The organism is Nonomuraea composti (genome assembly GCF_012034275.1).
Taxonomy (GTDB): Bacteria; Actinomycetota; Actinomycetes; order Streptosporangiales; family Streptosporangiaceae; genus Nonomuraea; species Nonomuraea composti.
This window is the reverse complement of the sequence record NZ_JAATEP010000012.1, coordinates 207,160-227,376: the sequence shown is the minus strand read 5'-3', so window position 1 is coordinate 227,376 and position 20,217 is coordinate 207,160. Positions and strand designations below refer to the sequence as shown.

The window sequence follows — 20,217 nt, the reverse complement described above, 5'->3', positions numbered from 1 at the left end:
TCTCCTTACTGGAAGGTGTGCCGGGCGTCCGGCTTGGGCGTGGTTGGGCTCGTGGTCGTACGGCCGTGTGCCTGTGCGGCGGCGGCTCGCAGGCGTTCGGCGGTCTCGGGGGAGGGGTCGGGGAGCGGCCGGGTGCGCAGCGTGAACGGCGGGGCCTCGGCGGAGCGGACGACAAGGCGGGCGGCGGCCTGGTAGGCGTCGAGGTTGGCGAGGTCGTGCGCGGTCAGGAACGGGGTGAAGTGGTGTTCGGCCTCGCGGGCGTCGTCCGGCCCGAGTGAAAAGTAGATCTTGTTGCGGGCGTCGGAGGAGATGGCCTGGCGCAGCTGGCGGGGGAGCTGGGCCAGGTGCTGGTGGGCGAGGGTGAGGGAGATGCGGTAGGCGCGGGCCTCGGCGAGCATGTCCGACAGCGCGTGCGGGAGGGTGAGGAAGTTCTGGCACTCGTCCACGTACACCGCGGCGGCGTTACGGGAGCGGCCGATCTTGGCGCGGCGGGAGGCGGCCTGCCAGACCTGGGCGAGGATCATGGAGCCGAGCAGCCGGGCGGAGTCGTCGCCGAGCACACCCTTGGGGAGGCGGACGAGCAGGACGCCACCGTCGAGGACCTTGTTCAGGTCGAAGGTCGAGGTGGCGGAGCCGATCACGTCGCGGACGAAGGGGCGCAGCAGGAAGGCGCGCAGCTTGTTCATGATGGGGGCGGTGACGTGCGCCTGGGCGGACTCCGACAGGGCGCAGTACCAGGTCCAGAAGCCGCGCAGGAGCGGGTCGTCGACGGTGGCGATGTGGCGCTGGCGGAAGGCGGTGTCGGAGAGCAGGGTGGGGATGTCGGCGAGGGTGCCGTTGCCGCGGGCCAGGGTGAGGGCGCAGCCGCGCAGGATGTCGTCGGTGCGAGGCCCCCAGTAGTCGCTGTAGATCTGGTGGAAGATGCCGACCAGGTTGTCCACGCCCATGGTCAGGTCAGGGCCGCCCAGGACGTTGAGGGACGGGCGCGGGTGCCTGTCGTCGGGGTCGATCAGCACGAGCCGGTCGGCGCGGTCCTCGGGCATCAGGCCGAGCAGGTCGCGCACCAGGTCGCCCTTGGCGTCGATGACCACCGTGCCGCGGCCGGCCTCGATGTCGGAGAGGATCATCTGGGCCAGCAGGGTGGACTTGCCGGTGCCGTTGGGGCCCATCACGTGGACGTGATGGAAGGAGTCGGCGACGCGCAGGGCGGTGGGGCGTTCGTGGCCGGCGTCGGAGAAGCCGAGCACCTTGGCGTACCCGCCGTGGGCGATCTTCGGGGACGGGGGGACGGTGTTGGCTCCCGCTCGCTGCAGGCCGGGAACGGCGGCGTCCAGAGGCAGGTGGGCGATGGCGGCCAGCTCCAGCACCGACAGCAGGTAGCCGCGGCTCATCCGGCGTGCGGCCAGGCGGGTGGCGGGCCAGAGCAGCCGTCGGCGTCGTAGCCGGTTGTGCCCGCTGTAGAGGGCGAAGGCGGCGGCGATCGCGTGGGCGCGGCCGCGGATGGCGTTGCGCCGGATCTCCTGTGTCCCTGCCTGGTCGGCAGGCGTGGGTTCGTCGGCCTGGACGGCGTAGCGAATGGTGATCTCGTAGCGGGAATGGTGGGCCTTGCGCAGGACGGCTCGTGCCTCGGCCGACTCCTCCAGGCGCTCCAGACGGTCACCCGTGGGCCGGTTGACGTGGCGGGGGCCGGGGACGGCAAGGTCGAGGAGCGCTCTGATCAGCCGGGCGGCACCGCCGCAGGAGGTGGTGGTGAGGCGGCGGCCGGTGGCGGGGCGGGCGAGGATCTGTACGCACGCGTGCTGCCAGCCGGGCATGCCGACCGCTGCGCCGAGCAGGGCGCGCAGGGGGTCGGTGGGGTGCTCGTGCCGGGTGGGAAACTGCTCGGCGCGGGCCAGGACGAGTCGCCCGCCGGTCGATAGGCCGTCGCGCGGCACGGGCGGCTCGGCCTGCTGGATGGTGGTGCGGGCGGATGGCCATGCTGCCTCGACGGCGTGCTCGACGAGGTATTGCGGGACCGTGCCGGGCACCCACAGGCGGATGGCCACGCCGCCGGAGCTGAAGGCGTATTCGAAGCTGAGGTGCGGTTGCCCGAACAGCAGCCGCTTCCAGGCCGGCCGCAGCAGCCCGATCAGGTTGTTCCAGAGGGCTTCGGCGCCCGGCATGCCGGCCACGGGCGGGGCCAGGATCTCCACGCAGCGGGCGCCGCGGGCGAGGGTGCGGTGGCGCAGGCGTGTGATGATCGTGCGAGACAGGACGGCGAGAGCTGCGAGGCCGAAGAGGACCGCGAGCAGTTGCCAGGCGTGGGCGTTCAGCCAGCCGAGCACCTGCTCCAGGACGGCGTCGGGGTCTCGGAGGAGGTCGTAGATCACAGGTCGGCCTCCTCGTGGTCGAGTTCGGCCAGTTCCTGAGGTGAGGAGGTGACGAGCTCGTGCTCACGGGCGCTGGAGATCACTTGCAGGGGGCAGCGCTGGCCGCCCGTGCCGGCGGTGAGCAGGCCGGTGCCGCGTTCGGCGGACAGCAGGAGCTGGCGTTCGCCGTCCGAGAGCCGGAACGCCTCGGCCACCGTGTCGATCGCCTGGGGTGCCTGGCGGAGCAGGATCTGGGTGGTGGAGTTGGCGACGATGGCCTGGCCTAGATCGGAGCCGAGCAGGTCGGCGGCGTCCTGGGTGACCACGGACAGGCCGGCCCAGTGCTTGCGGGCGGACTTGGCCATCCGCAGCAGGAACCGGGCGCCCTCGGGGATCTTCATCAGCAGCCAGGCCTCGTCGACCACGACCAGGCGGGGGCGGCGGTCGTAGGGGTCGGAGACGCGGCGCCAGATGGCGTCCAGGGTCAGCAGCGTGCCGACCGCCTTGAGCTCGTCGGGCAGGTCGCGCAGGGAGAAGACGATCAGGTGGGAGTCGGGGCGGGTGGTGGTGGGGCCGTCGAACAGCTGGCGGTGGCTGCCGGTGACGTACGGTGCCAGCCCGGCGGCCAGTTCCTTGGCCTTGGGGTCGGTGTCCTCGGCCAGGATCGTGGCCAGGTCGCTGAGCAGCGGCGCCTTACGGCTCCAGGTGTGCGGGGAGGTGGTGATGCCGGCTTGGCGGTAGGTGGCGAGGATCGCGCGGTCGAGGGCCGCCTTGCCGGTGTTGGTCAGCGGCTCGCCGAGCATGACGGCGATCAGAGTGTGCAGGAACAGGGCGCGGCGGGTGAGCGGGTCCTCGCCGCGCTGGTTCTTGGGCGGCAGGTCGAGGGGGTTGAGGCGGACCTTCGGCGCGCCGAGGTGAACGTAGGCGCCGCCGACGGCGTGGGCAAGGCGGGCGTACTCGTCCTCGGGGTCGATGACGGCCACCTCGATGCCCGCGTACAGCGAGCGCAGGGCTTCGAGCTTGGTCAGGTAGCTCTTGCCGCTGCCGGAGCGGGCCAGGGTGACGGAGTTGTGGTTGTCCTGAGCGAAGCGGTCCCAGGCGACCAGGGAGGCGCTGGCCAGGTTCGCGCCGTACAGGACGGCGGTGGGCCCGAGCTCGGTGGTCAGGTCGGGGCTGGTGAAGGGGAACGCCGCTGCCAGCGCCAGCGTGTCGAACGTGCGGCGCATGCCGAGGTTGTCGTACGCGAGCGGGAGGGTGGACACCCAGCCCTGGAGCTGGCGGAAGGTGACCTGACGGGCATCCAGCAGGAGAGAGGCGGCCAGCGCGCGGACCTGCGCGCAGGCGTCGTCGAGCTCGGTGGCGGAGGAGGCGTGGACGGTGAGGTAGATCGAGGCGCGGAAGAGCTTGGACTGGCCGCGGGCGATGCGGGCGGCCAGGTCCTGGGCGTCTTCGGCGGCGGCCTCGGCGCCCGGGTCGAGGAGGCGGCCGTGCTCGTGGTCGGAGCGCAGGCCGGACTCCAGCCGGGCCAGCTGCTTGCGCAGCCGGTCGGTGGCCACCAGTGAGGGCACGGGTTCGACGTGGAGGGAGACGTCGAGCCGGCCGGGGTAGGTGAGCAGGGGCTCCAGCCAGCCTGGGGTGACCTCGCGCGGGTAGCCGGTGATCGCCAGGGTCGCGCACAGGCTGCCACCGATCGTCAGACTGCGGGCGTCGACCGATACGGCTTCAGGGCCGTATGAGGATGCCGTGCTGGTACGGCGAATGCGCATCAGATACCTCCGGTCGTGATGACCTCGCCGGGCAGGGCGAGGTCGCTCTCGGGCAGGGGCGGAGCGGAGGGGTCGAAGCAGGAGGCGAGCAGCTCGCCGGCTGCCCTGGCATCCAGCAGCCGGGCGGTGAGCCCGCAGGAACCGAGCACTCGGGAGGCCTCGTCCAGGCGGCGCAGGGCTCGGGCGGCAGCGGCGTCCCGGCCGTTGGTCGCGACGGCCGGCTCGCGAATAATCAGCAGGACCTGGCGGCGCAGCAGGTCGTGGCGGGCCGAGACGTCGTCGAGGAAGGCGGCGTGCTCCAGGGCGGCGGATGCGAGTGCCGGGTGCGGCAGCCGGCGGGCGTTGTCCTGAAGGGTGGCGATCGTGTTCGACAGGTCGACGCGTTCGGCCCTGACCAGGATCTGGGCCGGGCCGGACAGCGAGTTGAGCCAGCGGCCGAAGACCGCCACCAGGGCGTCCTGCTCGTCGGGCGTACGCAGGGCGAAGCTGACAGTGGAGATCTCGGCCACTGCGGCGACGCCGTCCGGCCCGAGGTCGATGAGGCCGTCGCGGGCGACACCGCGGGCGGGCAGCTTGAGCGGAGCGGGCGGGCGCCGGGCATTCGCCGTTATCCAGGCTGGTGGCATGGGGATGTCCTCGCTGGAAGAGATCAGGTGCTTGGGGGAGCGCTGGTAGCGGATCGCCGCCAGGAGGTAGCGGTCGAGGGAGATGCCGTCGCGGTGGCCGATGGCCAGCAGCACCGCGCCGATGGCGATCGGCAGGGCCGCCGCGGCACACACGGCGGGCGGCACATGGTCGGCGGCGAACGTACAGGCGGCATACAGCACGGTTCCGGTGCCGGCCAGGATGGCCACCTGGCGGGCGGTCAACGAGCCGATGATCTTGTCCGGCTGCTCGACATCCGCGGGAATGCGTACTGACTGCGACCAGCTCACCCGTCTTCACCCCTGGGGCGTCGTTCACTGGCCGGAGGCAGGGGTCTGCTGTCGGGCGGGGCCCACACCCTGCGAGACGGCGGCGTGGTCGTCCTGGGCGGGGCGGGACGTTTGCGTGGTCCCGTCTCGGTGGCAGGGGAGCCGCCCGGTGCCGTCCATCGCGGAGCCGGATTCGCCGACCAACGGCGGTTGGCTCCAGGTGTGTCGGAGGCACCCCAGCCGGCAGGCGCGTAGGGGTCGGGAGGCGTCCAGCGCCGACCGGCGGATTGCCAGCGCGGCTGCGGCCCCGGCAAGGCCGGCTGCCCTGGTGCCGTGCTGTTGGAGCCCGGCTGATGCCAACCTTGGCTGAACGGCGAAGCGGATTGCCGGCCCGACGGGCGTCCCGGTATGGCCCGCTGGCCCGGTGCCGTGCCGGTGGAGCCCGGCCGAGGTCTGCCTTGGCCGACCGGCGGAGCGGCAATCTGCCTGCCCGCTCCGGTACCGCCCCGGGCAGCGGAAGCGGCAGTGATTGCCGTCGCCGCGGCAGTGCCGGCCGGGCCGCCGACCGTGGTGGCGATCACCTTGCCGGTCACCGCTCGGGTTGCCGCCCTGCCGATGCCGCTCTTGCCCCGGCCCTTGCTTCCGACTCCACCGCGCAGGTGCATGGCTCGGAGCACGGGTGTGGTGAGCTTGGACATCACGGCGTACTTCACGATCCGGGTCAGCGTCGAGCCGCGGCCGCCGCCCTGGATGAAGATCCTTCGTGAGATCCAGGAGGGGATGCGCACCAGGATGATCAGGAGGCAGAGCGCCAGGATGAGGTTGACCAGCTGGCCTGACGGAGCGGCCCCGATGAGGAACCTTCCGTCCTGGTTGAAGAAGATCCGTACAGCGAGGATGAGCGTGAGCGACTGCGCGACCTGGATGACCAGCAGACCTCCGAAGGCCCGCCACCAGAACCGTGCCAGCCCATCGGTCTGGGGCAGCGCGTGGAGAGCCAGGGCCAGAGGCGCGGCCACCACCAGAAGCAGCACCAGTGCCGACCGCATCATGAAGCTGATCAGCAGCAGAACCATCAGGATGATCGCGACGAGGGCGAGCAGGGTGTAGAAGATCTGCGATTTGCTGGGCGGGAAGATGAGCTGACGCAGTTGGGCTGCCGCCCGCTCCCTGTCGAAGTCATCCCCGACAATCGCGGTGGAGAGGGCGTTGACCGTCTCCACGATCTTCCCGCAGAGCAGGAAGCTGGCATTGGCCGCCAGGATGGCCATGGCCAGCCGCGGCAACACCTCCTTGACCGCGTACCGGGTCTGCACCGTCTGATGGCCCATCGCCGTGATGGCGCTGATCGTGGCCAGCAGGAGGAAAGCGGAGTTGGCAATGGCGGCAGTGGCCGTCCACAGGTCCAGGAGCCGTTCGTTGCCGGCCACGTCGGGGGTGGCGAGCACCGTTGCCGCCAGAGCGTTCAGGACGGGTTGCATGGCCGAGGCGGCCAGAGTGGCGAACCAGGAATTGATCTGCTTGATGATCCAGTCGCCGAAGTTGAGGGGTAGGCCCGGCGAGGACGGCAGTTCCGTTGGCGCTGACGGTTCCAGGAGCGCCCATGAGGTGTCGGTGGCCATCGTGAGTGCCGCGGTGGCAACAGCGGCAACGAGCAGGCCCCGCACCGCTACCGCTGGGAAGAGGCGAGGTTTCATCGTGGTCACACGCCGCCCACGATGCCCTTGAGAATGGTGACGAACAGCGGAGCCAGAACAGCAAGGCCGTAGCCGAAGGCTGCCGCCTTCAGTGCCGCCTTGGCCTTCTGTACCTCGCCCGGGTCGCCGCCTGCCACCAGGTAGCGCAGGCCGCCGATGGTGAGCATGAGCGTTGCCAGTGTGGCAAGCAGGCCGATCAGCCAGTTCCGGAGATTGTCGAAGACCGCGTTGAGGTTCTTCGGTGGATCGGCGGAGCCGGCGAAGGCCGCTACCGCGGCGACGGCAAGGACGACGGCCACGAGTGCCGCCACCACCAAGCAGCGGAAAAGACGGTGCCGTCGCGATCGCGGGAGAAAAGTGCGGATCCGCGCGGAGCCGGTGGGGCTGCCCCAGCCTCCCTTCGGTGTGGTGATGATGGGCTTCGGATCTGAGGTGATCCGGCTCCGCGCGGAAGTCATGAGGTGGTCGTGCGCCCTGCGCCTGAGGTCGGACCTGATCGCCAGCGCTCGGGTCGGCTCGACATCACCTGCCAGAACGGCATCGGCCAGGATCGAGTCGCACCGTTGCCGCGGATCGTTTGCCATGGCCGTAGGCGGCTGAGCGTCGTCGCCGAGCTGCCGCGCCTGTTCGACCAGGGCGCCGGCGATGTCCATGCCAACGGCCTCGGCCAAGACATGGATCGCTGCCTCGGGGCTTTCTGCCGAGCCGTGGCCCCGGCGGGCACCGGCAATGCCGGTCTCGGCTTGCCGGCGGGCCTGCTCGCCGGCGCACATGGCGGTGGTGCAGATGCGTGGCAGAACGTCCGGAAGCTCGAGGTTGGCGTCCTTGACCGCGGTGATGAAGGCGCTCAGGACCGCCGCCTCGATGGCCCTGGTACTTGCCGCGGCCCGGTAGAGGCAGAGCCGTCCACAGATGCGCCGCAAGACCGGCAACGCCATCCCGACCGCGCCTATCCTCCACTGTGGGCCCTCCCACCGAGCCCGGTTCACGAGCTCCCGCCAGACGACGTCGCGGGTAGGGATGGACACCGTGGGGGAGGCCAGAAGGTCACGTAGCTCCGTCAGCGGCAGCTGACGTTGGGGGAGCTCAGCGGCGAGCACCCTGCCGTCGAGGCTGAGGCCGGCGGGCGCGTTCGTGAGGAATTGGAAGACGCACTCGGCGACGCTGAGAGGCGAGTCGTTGGCGACGTTCGGCTCAGGAAGGTCGGTACTCATCGGGCTGCTCCACGGCGAGAGGGATTCGGTCTCGCAACCCGGTTTAGGAGCCACCTCTGGCCACCCTTGTGCGACCCTTTCCGACGCATGCCCCCTCGTCGCCGGCGACCATTGGCCGCCCAAGATCGACTTATGCGCTCAGATGGCGTCGGCCGAGAGCCGCCGGCCCCTGTCCCTGACGCTGTGGCCGATAGAGGTGTGCGTCAGCGAGATGCTCGTGAATGCTCAAGATCAAAGAGGCGTGACCAGCAGAGTCCAAGGTCATCCAGCTTTGGCAGAGGGCGATCAGCGGGCGCGCCAGATCTTCGCCAGAGCTGGTTGTTGGAGTGAAGGTGTGTTCCCGTACGGGAGCGCTGCGGATCTGAGGCCCGCCCCAACCGGCGATGACAACGTTCATCACCGTTCCACCCACCACTACGACGACCGCCCACCCTCCAACTCCATCTGTGCCGCTGAGCCGAGAGCACGAGAGCTCGAAATGCGGATCAGCGCGGCCCGCTTCCCCACCGGCGCCACGCGGCTCCGTAGCCGGTGGTGCCCATCGCCCGACCATGTCCAAAGACGGCGCTACAGACCGTGGCACCAGCCGTCTGATCATCGTGCCGATCGCCCTACGGACGGCACGCGCCTTCATCGCCTGGTCCCACCGCCACCTCCTGCCACCTCAAGGCGTCAAGTTCGCCATCGGGGTCAACACGCCAGACGGCACCCTGGTTGGGGTCGTCACCGCAGGACGCCCGGTGTCACGCGTCCTGGATGACGGCTTCACCATCGAAGTCACCCGCCTGGCCACCGATGGCATCGCCAACGCCTGCTCCGCCTTGCTGGGCGCCGCCTGGCGCGCGGCCAAGGCCATGGGCTACCGCCGCCTGATCACCTACACCCGCGCCGACGAACCCGGCACCAGCCTCCACGCCGCCGGACTTCACCGTGTCGCCACCCGCGCCGCCCGCAAGGGGTGGGACACCCCAATCCGACCGAGAACCTCCCGAGGTTCCGACCACATCGCCCGTGTCCTATGGGAAATCAGCACAGGTACCAGCCACAACCGCGGTGAGGCCGAATGAGTCGTCCACGCGGTCCATGGATCCGCTCTTGCTCGCAAGCTGGGCCACCATCATCGGCATCCCCTGGAGAGGAAACGCAGTGAGTCCGCTTACGCTCGCGGAGGTGACGGCCTTGCCAGCCGTGATCCCTCTCCTCACAGCCGCCAGAGCCTTGGGCCTGAGCCGTAACACGGCCTATCGCCTCGTCAATCGTGGCGAGTTCCCCTGTCGGGTGATCAAGACGGGTGACACATACCGTGTGCCCACTCTGGAACTGCTCGTGCTACTAGGTACAGACAGGGCCACTCTCGACACGCTCCTAGGAATGAGCACCAACAGATAGAACCTTCACGCGAGGGCCCGAGCTCGCCGAGAGCCGGGCCCTCGCCATTTGATGAACGCGCCGGGCATGGAGAAGTTTGTTTGCCATCACGAGCAACTCGTAGATCGGTTGCGTCTCCAGGCGTATCGGACGTGATCAGCTCTCCCTTGCGTCTGGATACCCATCCTCATCTTCCTGATGGCGGCGGCGAGAACGCCAGGCGCTCGCGGATGAGGCCCAGCGCCAAGGCGGTGATCGCCGAGTACAAGCAAGCGCAAGACGGGTTGTTGAGACCCCTCGCAGGGGCGATGAGGACCGCCCAGTCGTAGGGCTTCCTGTCGCCCTTGAGCGGTTGAGACCCCTCGCAGGGGCGATGAGGACGCCTGCTGCCGTCCGGCGGTTGGCTGGCGTTGGTGTTGAGACCCCTCGCAGGGGCGATGAGGACAAGCTGATCTACGGTCAGTAGTCAAGGCCGCATCTTTCCAGTTGAGACCCCTCGCAGGGGCGATGAGGACCTCCTTCGCCGGGCGCTTCCGGTTCGTACATTCCTCGTTGAGACCCCTCGCAGGGGCGATGAGGACGAAGATCCCGAACTCTTCTACCCGCCCACGTACGGGTTGAGACCCCTCGTAGGGGCGATGAGGACGCGACGCGGCGGCGGACGCGGTGAAGGCGCACGAGTTGAGACCCCTCGTAGGGGCGATGAGGACCCGCCTCGGAAGCCGGGCGCGTCCTCGACGATCTCGAGTTGAGACCCCTCGCAGGGGCGATGAGGACGGTGGCACGTACACGCTCAGCATGTACGTGTACTTGTTGAGACCCCTCGCAGGGGCGATGAGGACGTCGCCCCTCCCGATCCCGTCCCCGTCCCGACACTCACGTTGAGACCCCTCGCAGGGGCGATGAGGACGCTGAGGCTGCTGCGGGAATCACGGGTAAGGCCGGGTGTTGAGACCCTCGCAGGGGCGATGAGGACGCTCGTGGCCACGCCCGCGCTGTCGGTGATGAGCGACATGTTGAGACCCCTCGCAGGGGCGATGAGGACCCCGGCGGATCGCGGTGGCCGGTTCCTGGCTGCCGTGTTGAGACCCCTCGCAGGGGCGATGAGGACGGTTGCCGTCCACGCCCATCGGGGCGTTGATGCGGGTTGAGACCCCTCGCAGGGGCGATGAGGACACGGAACCGGGACGTTCCCGCCCGCGACCTGCGAGTTGAGACCCCTCGCAGGGGCGATGAGGACGCCGAGCCGCTTCTTCTTCTTGGGCAGCTTCTTGTCCGGTTGAGACCCCTCGCAGGGGCGATGAGGACGAGGCCGAGATCGTCACCCTGCAGACACGCACCATCCCGTTGAGACCCCTCGCAGGGGCGATGAGGACTGGGACTCCCCCGCCGAACGGCCCACCGTCGAGCGGTTGAGACCCCTCGCAGGGGCGATGAGGACCCCAACATAAAGCCGCAGGTAGAGCGTGACAAGAGACACGTTCCAGGATGGAGTTTTGCAGCGAACCTCCGGTAATGCAGGAACCCCGGTAGGTCTGCTGCAAAATCATGATCGACAAGCCTCCTCGATCTTAAAGAAAGCACTGAGGACTGCACCGCTCATTCATCGCCAAGGGCATTCGCAAGTGCAGCCTTCCCATCACCCAGCCGCCTGTCACCCTGCAAGGCTCGGAAGCGCTACGGACAGCGAAAATGAAGCACTTTGGTTCCCGGAGCTGGCGAGTACTGTCCGCTGTCGAACCATCACGGTGATGAAGCGCACCGGGGGAAGGCGCCCTCAAAGGGTCGCCACATGTCCCAGGATCTACCAGGTTGAGCCGTTGCCGAGTTCAGGCTACTCAGCCGCTCGACGAGCATGATGGCTCGCACACAGATCTCACAGAACAAACTTGAACACGGCCCTGCCCGGTCGCGAGGCGAGCGCTCACGGTCAAATGACGGTCAAACGATCAAGAGGCCGGATCCACGATCTTGGGATCCGGCCTCTGAGCTGCTGCTAGTCTGTGGGGCTACCAGGACTTGAACCTGGGACCTCTTCCTTATCAGGGAAGCGCTCTAACCGACTGAGCTATAGCCCCGCTCGCACCCCGAACGTTATCGCATCCGCCTCCGGGAGGCGAACCGGTTGTTCGGGACGAGGAAAAGCTTACCGCCTCCAGCAGGCTGCTCGCGCCGTCCGGCCCTGCCGGGCGGCGCGAGCAGCGGCCGTTACTCGGCCTCGCTGAAGGTAACCTCGACGCCCCCCACGAGGTCGGAGGCGATGTTGTAGATGACCGCCCCCAACGTGGAAAGAGCCGTGATGAGTACGACGTTCACCGCCCCGATCAGAGCCGTGTAGCCGAGGATGCGCACGGGCTCGAACCAGGAGGCGATGTCGATCGGGATCGAGCTCTGCCCCTGCTCGCCCTGGCCGAGCTGGTTGACCAGGTCCACGATCGAGTCGAAGACGCCCAGGGCCGACAGTACGCCGTAGAGGACGGCCACGGCCACGAACAGCACCACGAAGCACACGAGGGAGACCACGAAGCTGAACTTCATGGCCGACCACGGCTCGACACGGCGCAGGACCAGGTGGGCCTTGCGGGGCAGGCGGCCGCCGGAGGCGCCGGACCCCTTCTTCTTGCCGCTCAGCTCCACGACGGGCGGGGCCTCGCTGGCCAGCGAGGGGCGCAGGCGTACCGTCTCGTTGCCCTCCTGCTGGGCCCCCTGGGGAGGCACCGGCGGGCCCTGGGGCCCGGGAGGGCCGGGCGGGCCCGGCTGCGGGGAAGGCTTGTTGTCCTCCTTGGCCGGCATGCCCCGGCCCTGCGCGGGCGAGGTGTCCTGGCCCTCTTCGACCGCGTCGAACATCTCAGTCTCTGCGGGCTTCTTCGGCTGCTGTCCGTTGCCCGAAGCCGCCTTGGTCCTGGCGGGACCACCCTGGGCGTTCATGAACTACTCTCCTCCCCCGTCTTCATCACTCTCCACCGAAGTCTCCATCGACTCGGCGTTGCGGGCGAGGGCCACGACGCTGTCGCCTTCAGCGAGATTCATCAATCGAACTCCCATGGTCTGGCGGCCGGACTGCTTGATCTCGCCGGCACTCGTCCGGATCACCCCGCCGGCGGACGTGATCGCGAAGACCTCGTCCTCTGGGTTGACCATGACGGCTCCGACCAGCTTGCCACGGGAAGATACGATCTTCGCAGTCAGCACGCCTCTACCGCCACGTCCTTGAACTGGATACTGCTCCACTGGCGTCCGTTTTGCGTACCCAGCCTTCGTGGCGATAAGCACATCTTGACCGTCTGCGATCCGATTCATGGCGAGAAGTTCGTCACCTTCGAGGAACCTCATGCCGATGACACCGCTGGTCGCCCGCCCCATGGGACGAAGCGCCTCGTCGGAAGCGGTGAAGCGGATCGACTGCGCGCCCTTGGAGACGAGCAGCAGGTCGTCGGACTCGGAGACCAGCCGGGCTCCGATGACTTCGTCGTCCTCGCGCAGGTTGATCGCGATCAGACCACCGGACCTGGGGGAGTCGTACTCCGACAGGCGGGTCTTCTTCACGAGCCCGCTGCGCGTGGCAAGGACGAGATAGGGGGCGACGTTGTAGTCGCGTAGGTCGAGAACCTCCATGACTGTTTCGTCGGGCTGCATGGCAAGAAGGTTCGCGAGATGCATGCCCCGGGCGTCGCGGCCCGCGTCGGGCAGCTCGTACGCCTTGACGCGGTACACGCGGCCCTTGTTCGTGAAGAACAGCAGCCAGTGGTGCGTCGTGGTGACGAAGAAGTGGTCGACGATGTCGTCCTGGCGCAGCTGAGCGCCGCGCACGCCCTTGCCGCCGCGCTTCTGCGCCCGGTAGAGGTCGGTACGGGTGCGCTTGGCGTAGCCGCCCCGCGTGATCGTGACGACGATCTCGTCCTCGGCGATGAGGTCCTCGATCGACATGTCGCCGTCGTAGGCGATGATCTCGGTCTGCCGTTCGTCGCCGTAGCGGTGGACGATCTCGGCGAGCTCCTCGTTGATGATCTCGCGCTGGCGGCTCTCGCTGGCCAGGATCGAGTTGTACTCGGCGATCTGCGTCATCAGCGAGTCGTACTCGTCCTGGATGGACTGCCGCTCCAGGGCGGCCAGCTTGCGCAGCTGCATGTCGAGGATGGCCTGCGCCTGCACCTCGTCGATGTCCAGCAGCCCCATGAGGCCCTGCTGGGCGGCGGAGGCGGACTCGGAGGCCCGGATGAGGGCGATGACCTCGTCGAGGCGCTCAAGGGCCTTCAGCAGCGCCCGCAGGATGTGGGCGCGCTCCTCGGCCTTGCGCAGCAGGTAACGCGTCCGGCGGACGATGACCTCGATCTGGTGGGCCACGTAGTGCCGGATGAACTGGTCGAGCCGCAGCGTGCGCGGCACGCCGTCGACCAGCGCCAGCATGTTGGCGCCGAAGGTGTCCTGGAGCTGGGTGTGCTTGTACAGGTTGTTGAGGACGACCTTGGCGACCGCGTCGCGCTTGAGCACGATGACCAGGCGCTGCCCCACCCGCGAGGAGCTCTCGTCACGTACGTCGGCGATGCCGGTGAGCTTGCCCTCACGCACCAGCTCGGCGATCTTCAGCGCCAGGTTGTCGGGGTTGACCTGGTACGGCAGCTCGGTGACGACCAGCGCCTGCCGGCCTTTGTCCTCCTCGACCTCGACCACGGCCCGCATGGTGATCGAGCCGCGGCCGGTGCGGTAGGCGTCCTCGATGCCGCGGCGGCCCACGATGAGCGCCTTGGTGGGGAAGTCGGGGCCCTTGACCAGCTTGATGGAGGCTTCGAGCAGCTCCTCGTCGCTGGCCTCGGGGTTCTCCAGCGCCCACTTCACCGCCGCGGCGACCTCGCGCAGGTTGTGCGGCGGGATGTTGGTGGCCATGCCGACGGCGATGCCGCCCGAGCCGTTGACCAGGAGCTGCGGGAAGCGCGACGGCAGGACGTCGGGCTCCTGCGACTTGCCGTCGTAGTTGGGGCGGAAGTCGACGGTCTCCTTGTCGATGTCCCGCAGCATCTCCATGGCGATGGGGGCGAGCTTGCACTCGGTGTAGCGCATCGCCGCCGCCGGGTCGTTGCCGGGCGAGCCGAAGTTGCCCTGCCCGTCGACCAGCGGGTACCGCAGCGACCACGACTGCGCGAGGCGTACGAGCGCGTCGTAGATCGAGGTGTCGCCGTGGGGGTGGTAGGTGCCCATCACGTCACCGACGACGCGGGCGCACTTGAAGTAGCCGCGGTCGGGACGGTAGCCGCCGTCGTACATCGCGTAGAGCACGCGGCGGTGCACCGGCTTGAGGCCGTCGCGCACGTCCGGCAGCGCTCTGGACACGATGACGGACATCGCGTAGTCCATGTAACTGCGCTGCATCTCGGACTGGATGTCCACAGGCTCGATGCGGTCAGCCGGGGGAGTGGTGTTCACGTCCGTCACAGGTGTTGGTCCTTCTTAAACGTCGAGGAAGCGAACGTCGCGCGCGTTGCGGATGATGAAGTCGCGCCGCGCCTCCACGTCTTCCCCCATCAGCACGCTGAACAGGTCGTCGGCCTGGGCCGCGTCGTCGAGCGTGACCAGGCGCAGCAGCCGGGTCGCGGGGTTCATCGTGGTCTCCCAGAGCTGGCCGGCGTTCATCTCGCCCAGACCCTTGAAGCGCTGGACGTTGTCGCGCGGCCGCGGGTCGGGCTTGCCGTTGGCGATGCCCTCGGCGATCACCGCGTCGCGCTCGCTGTCGGAGTAGGCGTAGGAGGCGTCCTCGCCCTTCCGGTCCCACTTGATCTTGTACAGCGGCGGGCAGGACAGGTAGACGTGACCGGCCTCGATGAGCGGCCTCATGAACCTGAACAGCAGCGTCAGCAGCAGCGTGTTGATGTGCTGGCCGTCGACGTCGGCGTCGGCCATGAGGATGACCTTGTGGTAGCGCAGCTTGGCGATGTCGAACTCGTCGTGCACGCCGGTGCCCAGCGCCGTGATCAGCGCCTGGACCTCGTTGTTCTTCAGGACCTTGTCGATCCGCGCCTTCTCGACGTTGAGGATCTTGCCCCGGATGGGCAGGATCGCCTGGAAGCGCGAGTCGCGGCCGCCCTTGGCGGAGCCGCCGGCGGAGTCGCCCTCGACGATGAACAGCTCGCACTTCTCCGGGTCGTTCCACTGGCAGTCGGCCAGCTTGCCCGGCAGCCCGCTGCCCGCCTCCAGCAGCGACTTGCGCCTGGTCAGGTCGCGCGCCTGGCGCGCGGCGATGCGGGCGCGCGAGGCCTGCAAGGACTTGTTGATGATGTCCTTGGCCTCGCCGGGGTTGCGCTCGAACCAGTCACGCAGGTGGTCGTTGCACGCCTTCTGGACGAACGACTTCGCCTCGGTGTTGCCGAGCTTCGTCTTCGTCTGGCCCTCGAACTGCGGGTCGGACAGCTTGACCGAGATGATCGCGGTCAGCCCCTCGCGGACGTCCTCGCCGCTGAGGTTGTCGTCCTTGCCCTCCTTGAGGAACTTCTGCTCGCGCGCGTAGCGGTTGACGATGGACGTCAGCGCCGCGCGGAAGCCCTCCTCGTGGGTGCCGCCCTCAGCGGTGTTGATCACGTTGGCGAAGCTGTAGACCGACTCCGAGTAGGAGTTGTTCCACTGCATCGCGACCTCGACCGCGAGCCCGTCGCTCTCCTCCTCGAAGGCGATGATCGACGCGTGCGCCGGCTCCTTCTTGGCGTTGAGGTGCCGCACGAAGTCGGACAGACCGCCCTCGTAGTGATAGGTGACGGTGTGCGGCTCGCCGTTGATGTGGTCGGGCCGCTCGTCGGTCAGCGTGATCGTCAGGCCCTTGTTGAGGAAGGCCATCTCCTGGAAGCGCCGCGAGAGCGTCTCGTAGTTCCACGTGGTGGTCTCGAAGACGTCGCCGTCGGGCCAGAACGTGATCGTGGTGCCGGTCTCGTCGGTCTCCTCACCCTTGGCCAGCGGGGCCGTGGGCTTGGACATCTCGTAGCGCTGGCGCCAGTAGTGGCCGTTCTGCTTGACCTCCACCTCCATGGCGGTGGACAGCGCGTTGACGACGGCCGAGCCGACGCCGTGCAGGCCGCCGGAGACCGCGTACGACTGGCTGTCGAACTTGCCGCCGGCGTGCAGGGTCGTCAGCACGACCTCGACGGCCGAGCGCTTCTCCACCGGGTGGATGCCGGTGGGGATGCCGCGCCCGTTGTCGACCACGCGCACGCCGTTGTCGGCGAGCAGCGTGACGTCGATGCGGTCGGCGAAACCCGCCAGGGCCTCGTCCACCGCGTTGTCGACGATCTCCTGGACGAGGTGGTGCAGGCCACGCTCGCCGGTGGAGCCGATATACATACCCGGGCGCTTGCGAACCGCCTCAAGCCCTTCGAGTACGGTGATTGAGCTAGCGTCGTAGGACAACTGCGAAATCCTCCTGCCGCGGACACGCGGCGGGGGAGGCCATCAACTTTCGAAGCTGCCCCTGCCGTGCCCGTCACCGTCGTGAGTGCCCCGATGCGCGGTCACCCAGGGGAGTCGGCTTGCTGCCGGGGTGACACGCAAGCGGACGTGTCCGGAATCCTTTTTCATTCTACCGCTTCCGGAGGGCCAAGGTGGCAATGAACGCGCCTGTGATGCCCCCTAGCTCGTTTGGCCCCCGGGCAAGCATCCCCCCTCCGGAAAGGGGGCTTATCGCGTCTGCGGCGGTCTGATCGCCCCGAGCGCCCAACCGGAGCTGCTCCGCACCGCTGCTCCGGACCGGCGCTCGACCGCGGTCATCCGTACGTGTCACGCGGGCCCCGCCTTCCGGTCACCCGCAATCCCCCCGATGGACGCGGCGCCGTCTGCGGGCCTCTGACCTTGACCTTCGTCACCGTGCCGTCGCCGAGCTCCTCGTTGAGCCTGCGTACGAGGGTGCGGGCGAGCAGCCGGACCTGCGTCGCCCACGCCGTCGAGTCGGCCGCGATCAGCACCTCGCCGTCGTCGAACGACTCGGGCTTGGTGTGGGCGGCCAGGTCAGGGCCCACGATCTCGACCCAGCGGCCGAACACCGCGCCCACCTTCGCCGGCCGCTCCCAGCCGCGATCGGCCAGGAGATCGGCGATCGCGCGTCCGAAAAGCTGGGGGTCGCCGCTGTCCCGGCGCGGGCCGGCCGCCCTGCGCCTGGGCTCGCGGCGGGGGAGCTGGCCGCGCTTGGCGGCGTCGGCCTTGGCCTGGGCCAGCTTCTCCCGTGCCATGGCCACACCTCTGGCCGTCGCGTTCTCACCACCGGCGGCGGCCGCCGCAGGCCCTCCACCGGACGCGCCCGCCGCACCTGGACCGGCACCTGAGGCGCCCGCCGCGCCTGGACGGGTGCCTGGCACGCCCGCCATGCCTGGACGGCTGCCTGGCGTGCCTGCCGCATGTGGACCAGCGCCTGCCGCATGGGGGCCAGTGCCCGCCGCTTGTGGACCAGTGCCTGGCGCGCCCGCTGTGCCCGGCACGCCTGGGCCGCTCGTCCCCAGCTGTGGACGAGCGGGCGTCCCGGGCGCCCCTTCCGGTGCGCGGGCGGCACGCGTCCGTCCACCGGACGCCCCAGCCTGTGGATAACCTGCGCCCCTCGGCGGGAGGCCGTCACCACGGCGCACGTCATCAGCGGACACGGGTCACACTCCCTTCTGCGACGTCGAACCTGCCCCCCACCAACTCGTCCGGCACGTCGTCGGCGACGGCCGCCGTGATCAGCACCTGCTCGGCCGGCGCCACCATCTCCGCGAGCCGCCGCCGACGCTGGCTGTCGAGCTCTGCGAACACGTCGTCGAGGATCAGCACGGGATCGCCCCCGTCGGCCCGCAGCAGGTCGTAGGCGGCCAGCCGCAGCGCCAGCGCGAACGACCAGGACTCGCCGTGGCTGGCGTAACCCCGGGCGGGCAGCTCGCCCAGCCCGAGGATCAGGTCGTCGCGGTGCGGCCCGACGAGCGTGACGCCGCGTTCGAGCTCCGACGAGCGGACCTCCAATAGCCGCTCCCGCAGACGCTCTTCAAGGGTTTTCCCCAAGTCTGTGGATAACGTCTGTGTATCGAAAGATCCCCGCTCACCGGGGGCTTCGCCCTCCGGACCCCCCTCACCGGGATCCCCACCTGTGGACAACGTGCTGCGGTAGGCGAGCGTCGCGGGAGCACTCGACGGGGCCAGCGCGGCATAGGACCCGGCGACCAGCGGGCGCAGCGCCTCGATCAGCTCCAGCCGCCCCCGCAACAGCTCCGCCCCGTGCCGGGCGAGATGCGCGTCCCACACCTCCAGAGTGCTCAGGACGTCGCCCGCGCCCGCCGCGGCGAACCCGGTGTCACTCTCGTGCCGCCGGGGGCTCCTGCTGCCTCTGCGGGCCTGCGCGGCCGTACGCAGCAGCGCCCCCCGCTGCTTCAGCACCCGGTCGTAGTCGGCGCGCACCCCGGCGAACCTGGGGGCCCTGGCCACCAGCAGGTCGTCGAGGAAGCGGCGGCGCTCGGCCGGGTCGCCCTTGGACAGCGCCAGGTCTTCAGGGGCGAACAGCACCGTGCGCAGCAGGCCGACGGCGTCGCGGGCGCGGGAGACGGGGGAGCGGTTGATCCGGGCGCGGTTGGCCCGCCCCGGGTTGATCTCCAGCTCGATCAGCGCCCGCCGATCCTCCCGCTGGACGGCGCAGCGCACGATCGCCCGGGTGGCGCCCTGCCGCACCAGCGGTGCGTCGCCGGCCACCCGGTGGCTGGAGTGCGTCGCGACATAGCCGAGGGCCTCGACCAGGTTGGTCTTGCCCTGGCCGTTGGGCCCCACGAACGCCGTGACGCCCGGCTCCAGGCCGAGCTCCACGGACGCGTAGGACCGGAAGTCGGTCAGCGAGAGGTGGGCGACATGCACCCCACGAGGTTAGTGCGCCTCACGGGTCACCGGGGTCACCGGCATGCGGTCTGTGGAAAACCGGCGCGGAGGATGACCTCAGCGCTCCGACTCGCGCGGCGGCGTCACGTCGGCGCCGGGGGAGTCGGCCCCCTTGCCGGTGCTGCCCTCCGCCGAGGTGATCGCGTGGCCGCCGAACTGGTTGCGCAGCGCCGCCACGACCTTCATCGCGGGGGAGTCGTCCTGCCGCGAGGCGAACCTGGCGTACAGGGCGGCGGTGATGACCGGCAGCGGCACCGCGTGGTCGACGGCCGCCTGCACCGTCCACCGGCCCTCGCCGGAGTCTTGTGCGTAACCGCGCAGCTGCTCCAGGTGCTCGTCGTCGTCGAGCGCCCGCACCAGCAGGTCGAGCAGCCAGGAGCGGATCACGGTGCCGGTGCGCCAGCTGCTGAAGGAGCCCTTGACGTCCTTGACGACGTCGGACGCCTCAAGCAGCTCCCAGCCCTCCGCGAACGCCTGCATCATGCCGTACTCGATGCCGTTGTGGACCATCTTCGCGAAGTGCCCGGCGCCGACGTCGCCCGCGTGCACGAAGCCGTCCTCGCCCTCGGGCTTGAGCGTCTCGAAGATCGGCATGAGCCGTTCGACGTGGGCCTTGTCGCCGCCGCACATGAGCGCGTAGCCGTTCTTCAGGCCCCACACGCCGCCGCTGACGCCGCAGTCGACGAAGCCGATGCCCTTCTGCGCCAGCTCGGCGGCGTGCTTCTGGTCGTCGACGTAGTGGGAGTTGCCGCCGTCGATGACGATGTCGCCCTCGCTGAGCAGCTCGCCCAGGTCGTCGATGGTGGTCTGCGTGGGCTTGCCCGCGGGCACCATGACCCAGACGGCGCGCGGTGCCTGCAGGCGTTCGGCCAGCTCCTTGAGGCTGGCGACGTCGCTGATGGCCGGGTCGCGGTCGTAGCCGACGACCTCATGACCGCCGCGGCGCAGCCGTTCGGCCATGTTGCCGCCCATCTTGCCCAGTCCGACCATGCCGATCTGCATGATGTCTACCCCCTTGTCAGACTTCCATCATCTCCGATGACAGT

13 protein-coding genes, 1 tRNA gene and 2 CRISPR repeat arrays are annotated in these 20,217 nt (G+C 69.1%); of the genes, 2 read left to right on the top strand and 12 right to left on the bottom strand.

The window, feature by feature from the left end; genetic code table 11:
- Positions 1-5: 5 nt before the first annotated feature.
- From HCN51_RS62300 to HCN51_RS59500, 5 genes are read right to left on the bottom strand one after another with little or no spacing between them, the layout of a single operon-like run.
- The gene (locus HCN51_RS62300; protein WP_168010932.1) at positions 6-2,369 is read right to left on the bottom strand and encodes a DUF8128 domain-containing protein; all 2,364 of its coding nucleotides are present in this window, start codon (positions 2,367-2,369) and stop codon (positions 6-8) included.
- Positions 2,366-4,114, bottom strand: coding sequence for a VirB4 family type IV secretion system protein (locus tag HCN51_RS19430; protein WP_168010931.1), 1,749 nt, complete (start codon positions 4,112-4,114; stop codon positions 2,366-2,368). The genes HCN51_RS62300 and HCN51_RS19430 overlap by 4 nt, the downstream gene beginning before the upstream one ends.
- Positions 4,114-5,049, bottom strand: a complete 936-nt coding sequence (locus tag HCN51_RS19425) for a PrgI family mobile element protein (RefSeq protein WP_168010930.1) — start codon at positions 5,047-5,049, stop codon at positions 4,114-4,116. The genes HCN51_RS19430 and HCN51_RS19425 overlap by 1 nt, the downstream gene beginning before the upstream one ends.
- The gene (locus HCN51_RS19420) at positions 5,046-6,725 is read right to left on the bottom strand and encodes a conjugal transfer protein TrbL family protein (RefSeq protein WP_346433709.1); all 1,680 of its coding nucleotides are present in this window, start codon (positions 6,723-6,725) and stop codon (positions 5,046-5,048) included. The genes HCN51_RS19425 and HCN51_RS19420 overlap by 4 nt, the downstream gene beginning before the upstream one ends.
- 5 nt (positions 6,726-6,730) lie before the next feature.
- Positions 6,731-7,939 carry a hypothetical protein gene (locus tag HCN51_RS59500; RefSeq protein ID WP_240972990.1) on the bottom strand — a complete coding sequence of 403 codons (1,209 nt, stop codon included), beginning with the start codon at positions 7,937-7,939 and terminating at the stop codon, positions 6,731-6,733.
- A gap of 551 nt (positions 7,940-8,490) precedes the next feature.
- Here HCN51_RS59500 and HCN51_RS19410 point away from each other — a divergent pair.
- Together HCN51_RS19410 and HCN51_RS19405 are read left to right on the top strand one after the other, a co-directional pair.
- Entirely contained in the window at positions 8,491-9,006 is a 516-nt protein-coding gene (locus tag HCN51_RS19410; protein ID WP_168010928.1) for an XF1762 family protein, read from the top strand.
- Between the two features lie 16 nt (positions 9,007-9,022).
- Positions 9,023-9,328 carry a helix-turn-helix domain-containing protein gene (locus HCN51_RS19405; RefSeq protein WP_168010927.1) on the top strand — a complete coding sequence of 102 codons (306 nt, stop codon included), beginning with the start codon at positions 9,023-9,025 and terminating at the stop codon, positions 9,326-9,328.
- 265 nt (positions 9,329-9,593) lie between these two features.
- Positions 9,594-10,217: a CRISPR direct-repeat array (repeat unit 30 nt; unit sequence GTTGAGACCCCTCGCAGGGGCGATGAGGAC).
- Between the two features lie 104 nt (positions 10,218-10,321).
- Positions 10,322-10,748: direct repeats of the CRISPR family, unit length 30 nt; unit sequence GTTGAGACCCCTCGCAGGGGCGATGAGGAC.
- Positions 10,749-11,311: 563 nt separating this feature from the next.
- Here the strand turns inward: HCN51_RS19405 and HCN51_RS19400 are convergent.
- The 7 genes from HCN51_RS19400 to gnd form a co-directional block, all read right to left on the bottom strand.
- A tRNA-Ile gene (locus HCN51_RS19400) sits at positions 11,312-11,385 on the bottom strand.
- A gap of 130 nt (positions 11,386-11,515) precedes the next feature.
- Positions 11,516-12,235 (bottom strand): DUF3566 domain-containing protein, encoded by a 720-nt coding sequence (locus HCN51_RS19395; protein WP_080044155.1) that lies wholly within the window; start codon positions 12,233-12,235, stop codon positions 11,516-11,518.
- A 3-nt stretch (positions 12,236-12,238) separates the two neighbouring features.
- On the bottom strand, positions 12,239-14,737 hold the full coding sequence (gene gyrA, locus HCN51_RS19390) for a DNA gyrase subunit A (protein ID WP_168010926.1): 2,499 nt from the start codon (positions 14,735-14,737) through the stop codon (positions 12,239-12,241).
- A 15-nt stretch (positions 14,738-14,752) separates the two neighbouring features.
- Entirely contained in the window at positions 14,753-16,696 is a 1,944-nt protein-coding gene (gene gyrB, locus HCN51_RS19385) for a DNA topoisomerase (ATP-hydrolyzing) subunit B (protein WP_080044157.1), read from the bottom strand.
- Positions 16,697-17,049: 353 nt separating this feature from the next.
- Complete coding sequence (locus tag HCN51_RS19380; protein ID WP_080044158.1) at positions 17,050-17,511, bottom strand: DciA family protein; 462 nt, start codon at positions 17,509-17,511, stop codon at positions 17,050-17,052.
- A 394-nt stretch (positions 17,512-17,905) separates the two neighbouring features.
- Positions 17,906-19,150 carry a DNA replication/repair protein RecF gene (gene recF / locus HCN51_RS19375; protein WP_168010924.1) on the bottom strand — a complete coding sequence of 415 codons (1,245 nt, stop codon included), beginning with the start codon at positions 19,148-19,150 and terminating at the stop codon, positions 17,906-17,908.
- A gap of 78 nt (positions 19,151-19,228) precedes the next feature.
- Positions 19,229-20,173: a phosphogluconate dehydrogenase (NAD(+)-dependent, decarboxylating) gene (gnd, locus tag HCN51_RS19370; RefSeq protein WP_168010923.1), complete on the bottom strand. Its 945-nt coding sequence runs from the start codon at positions 20,171-20,173 to the stop codon at positions 19,229-19,231.
- Positions 20,174-20,217 lie beyond the last annotated feature (44 nt).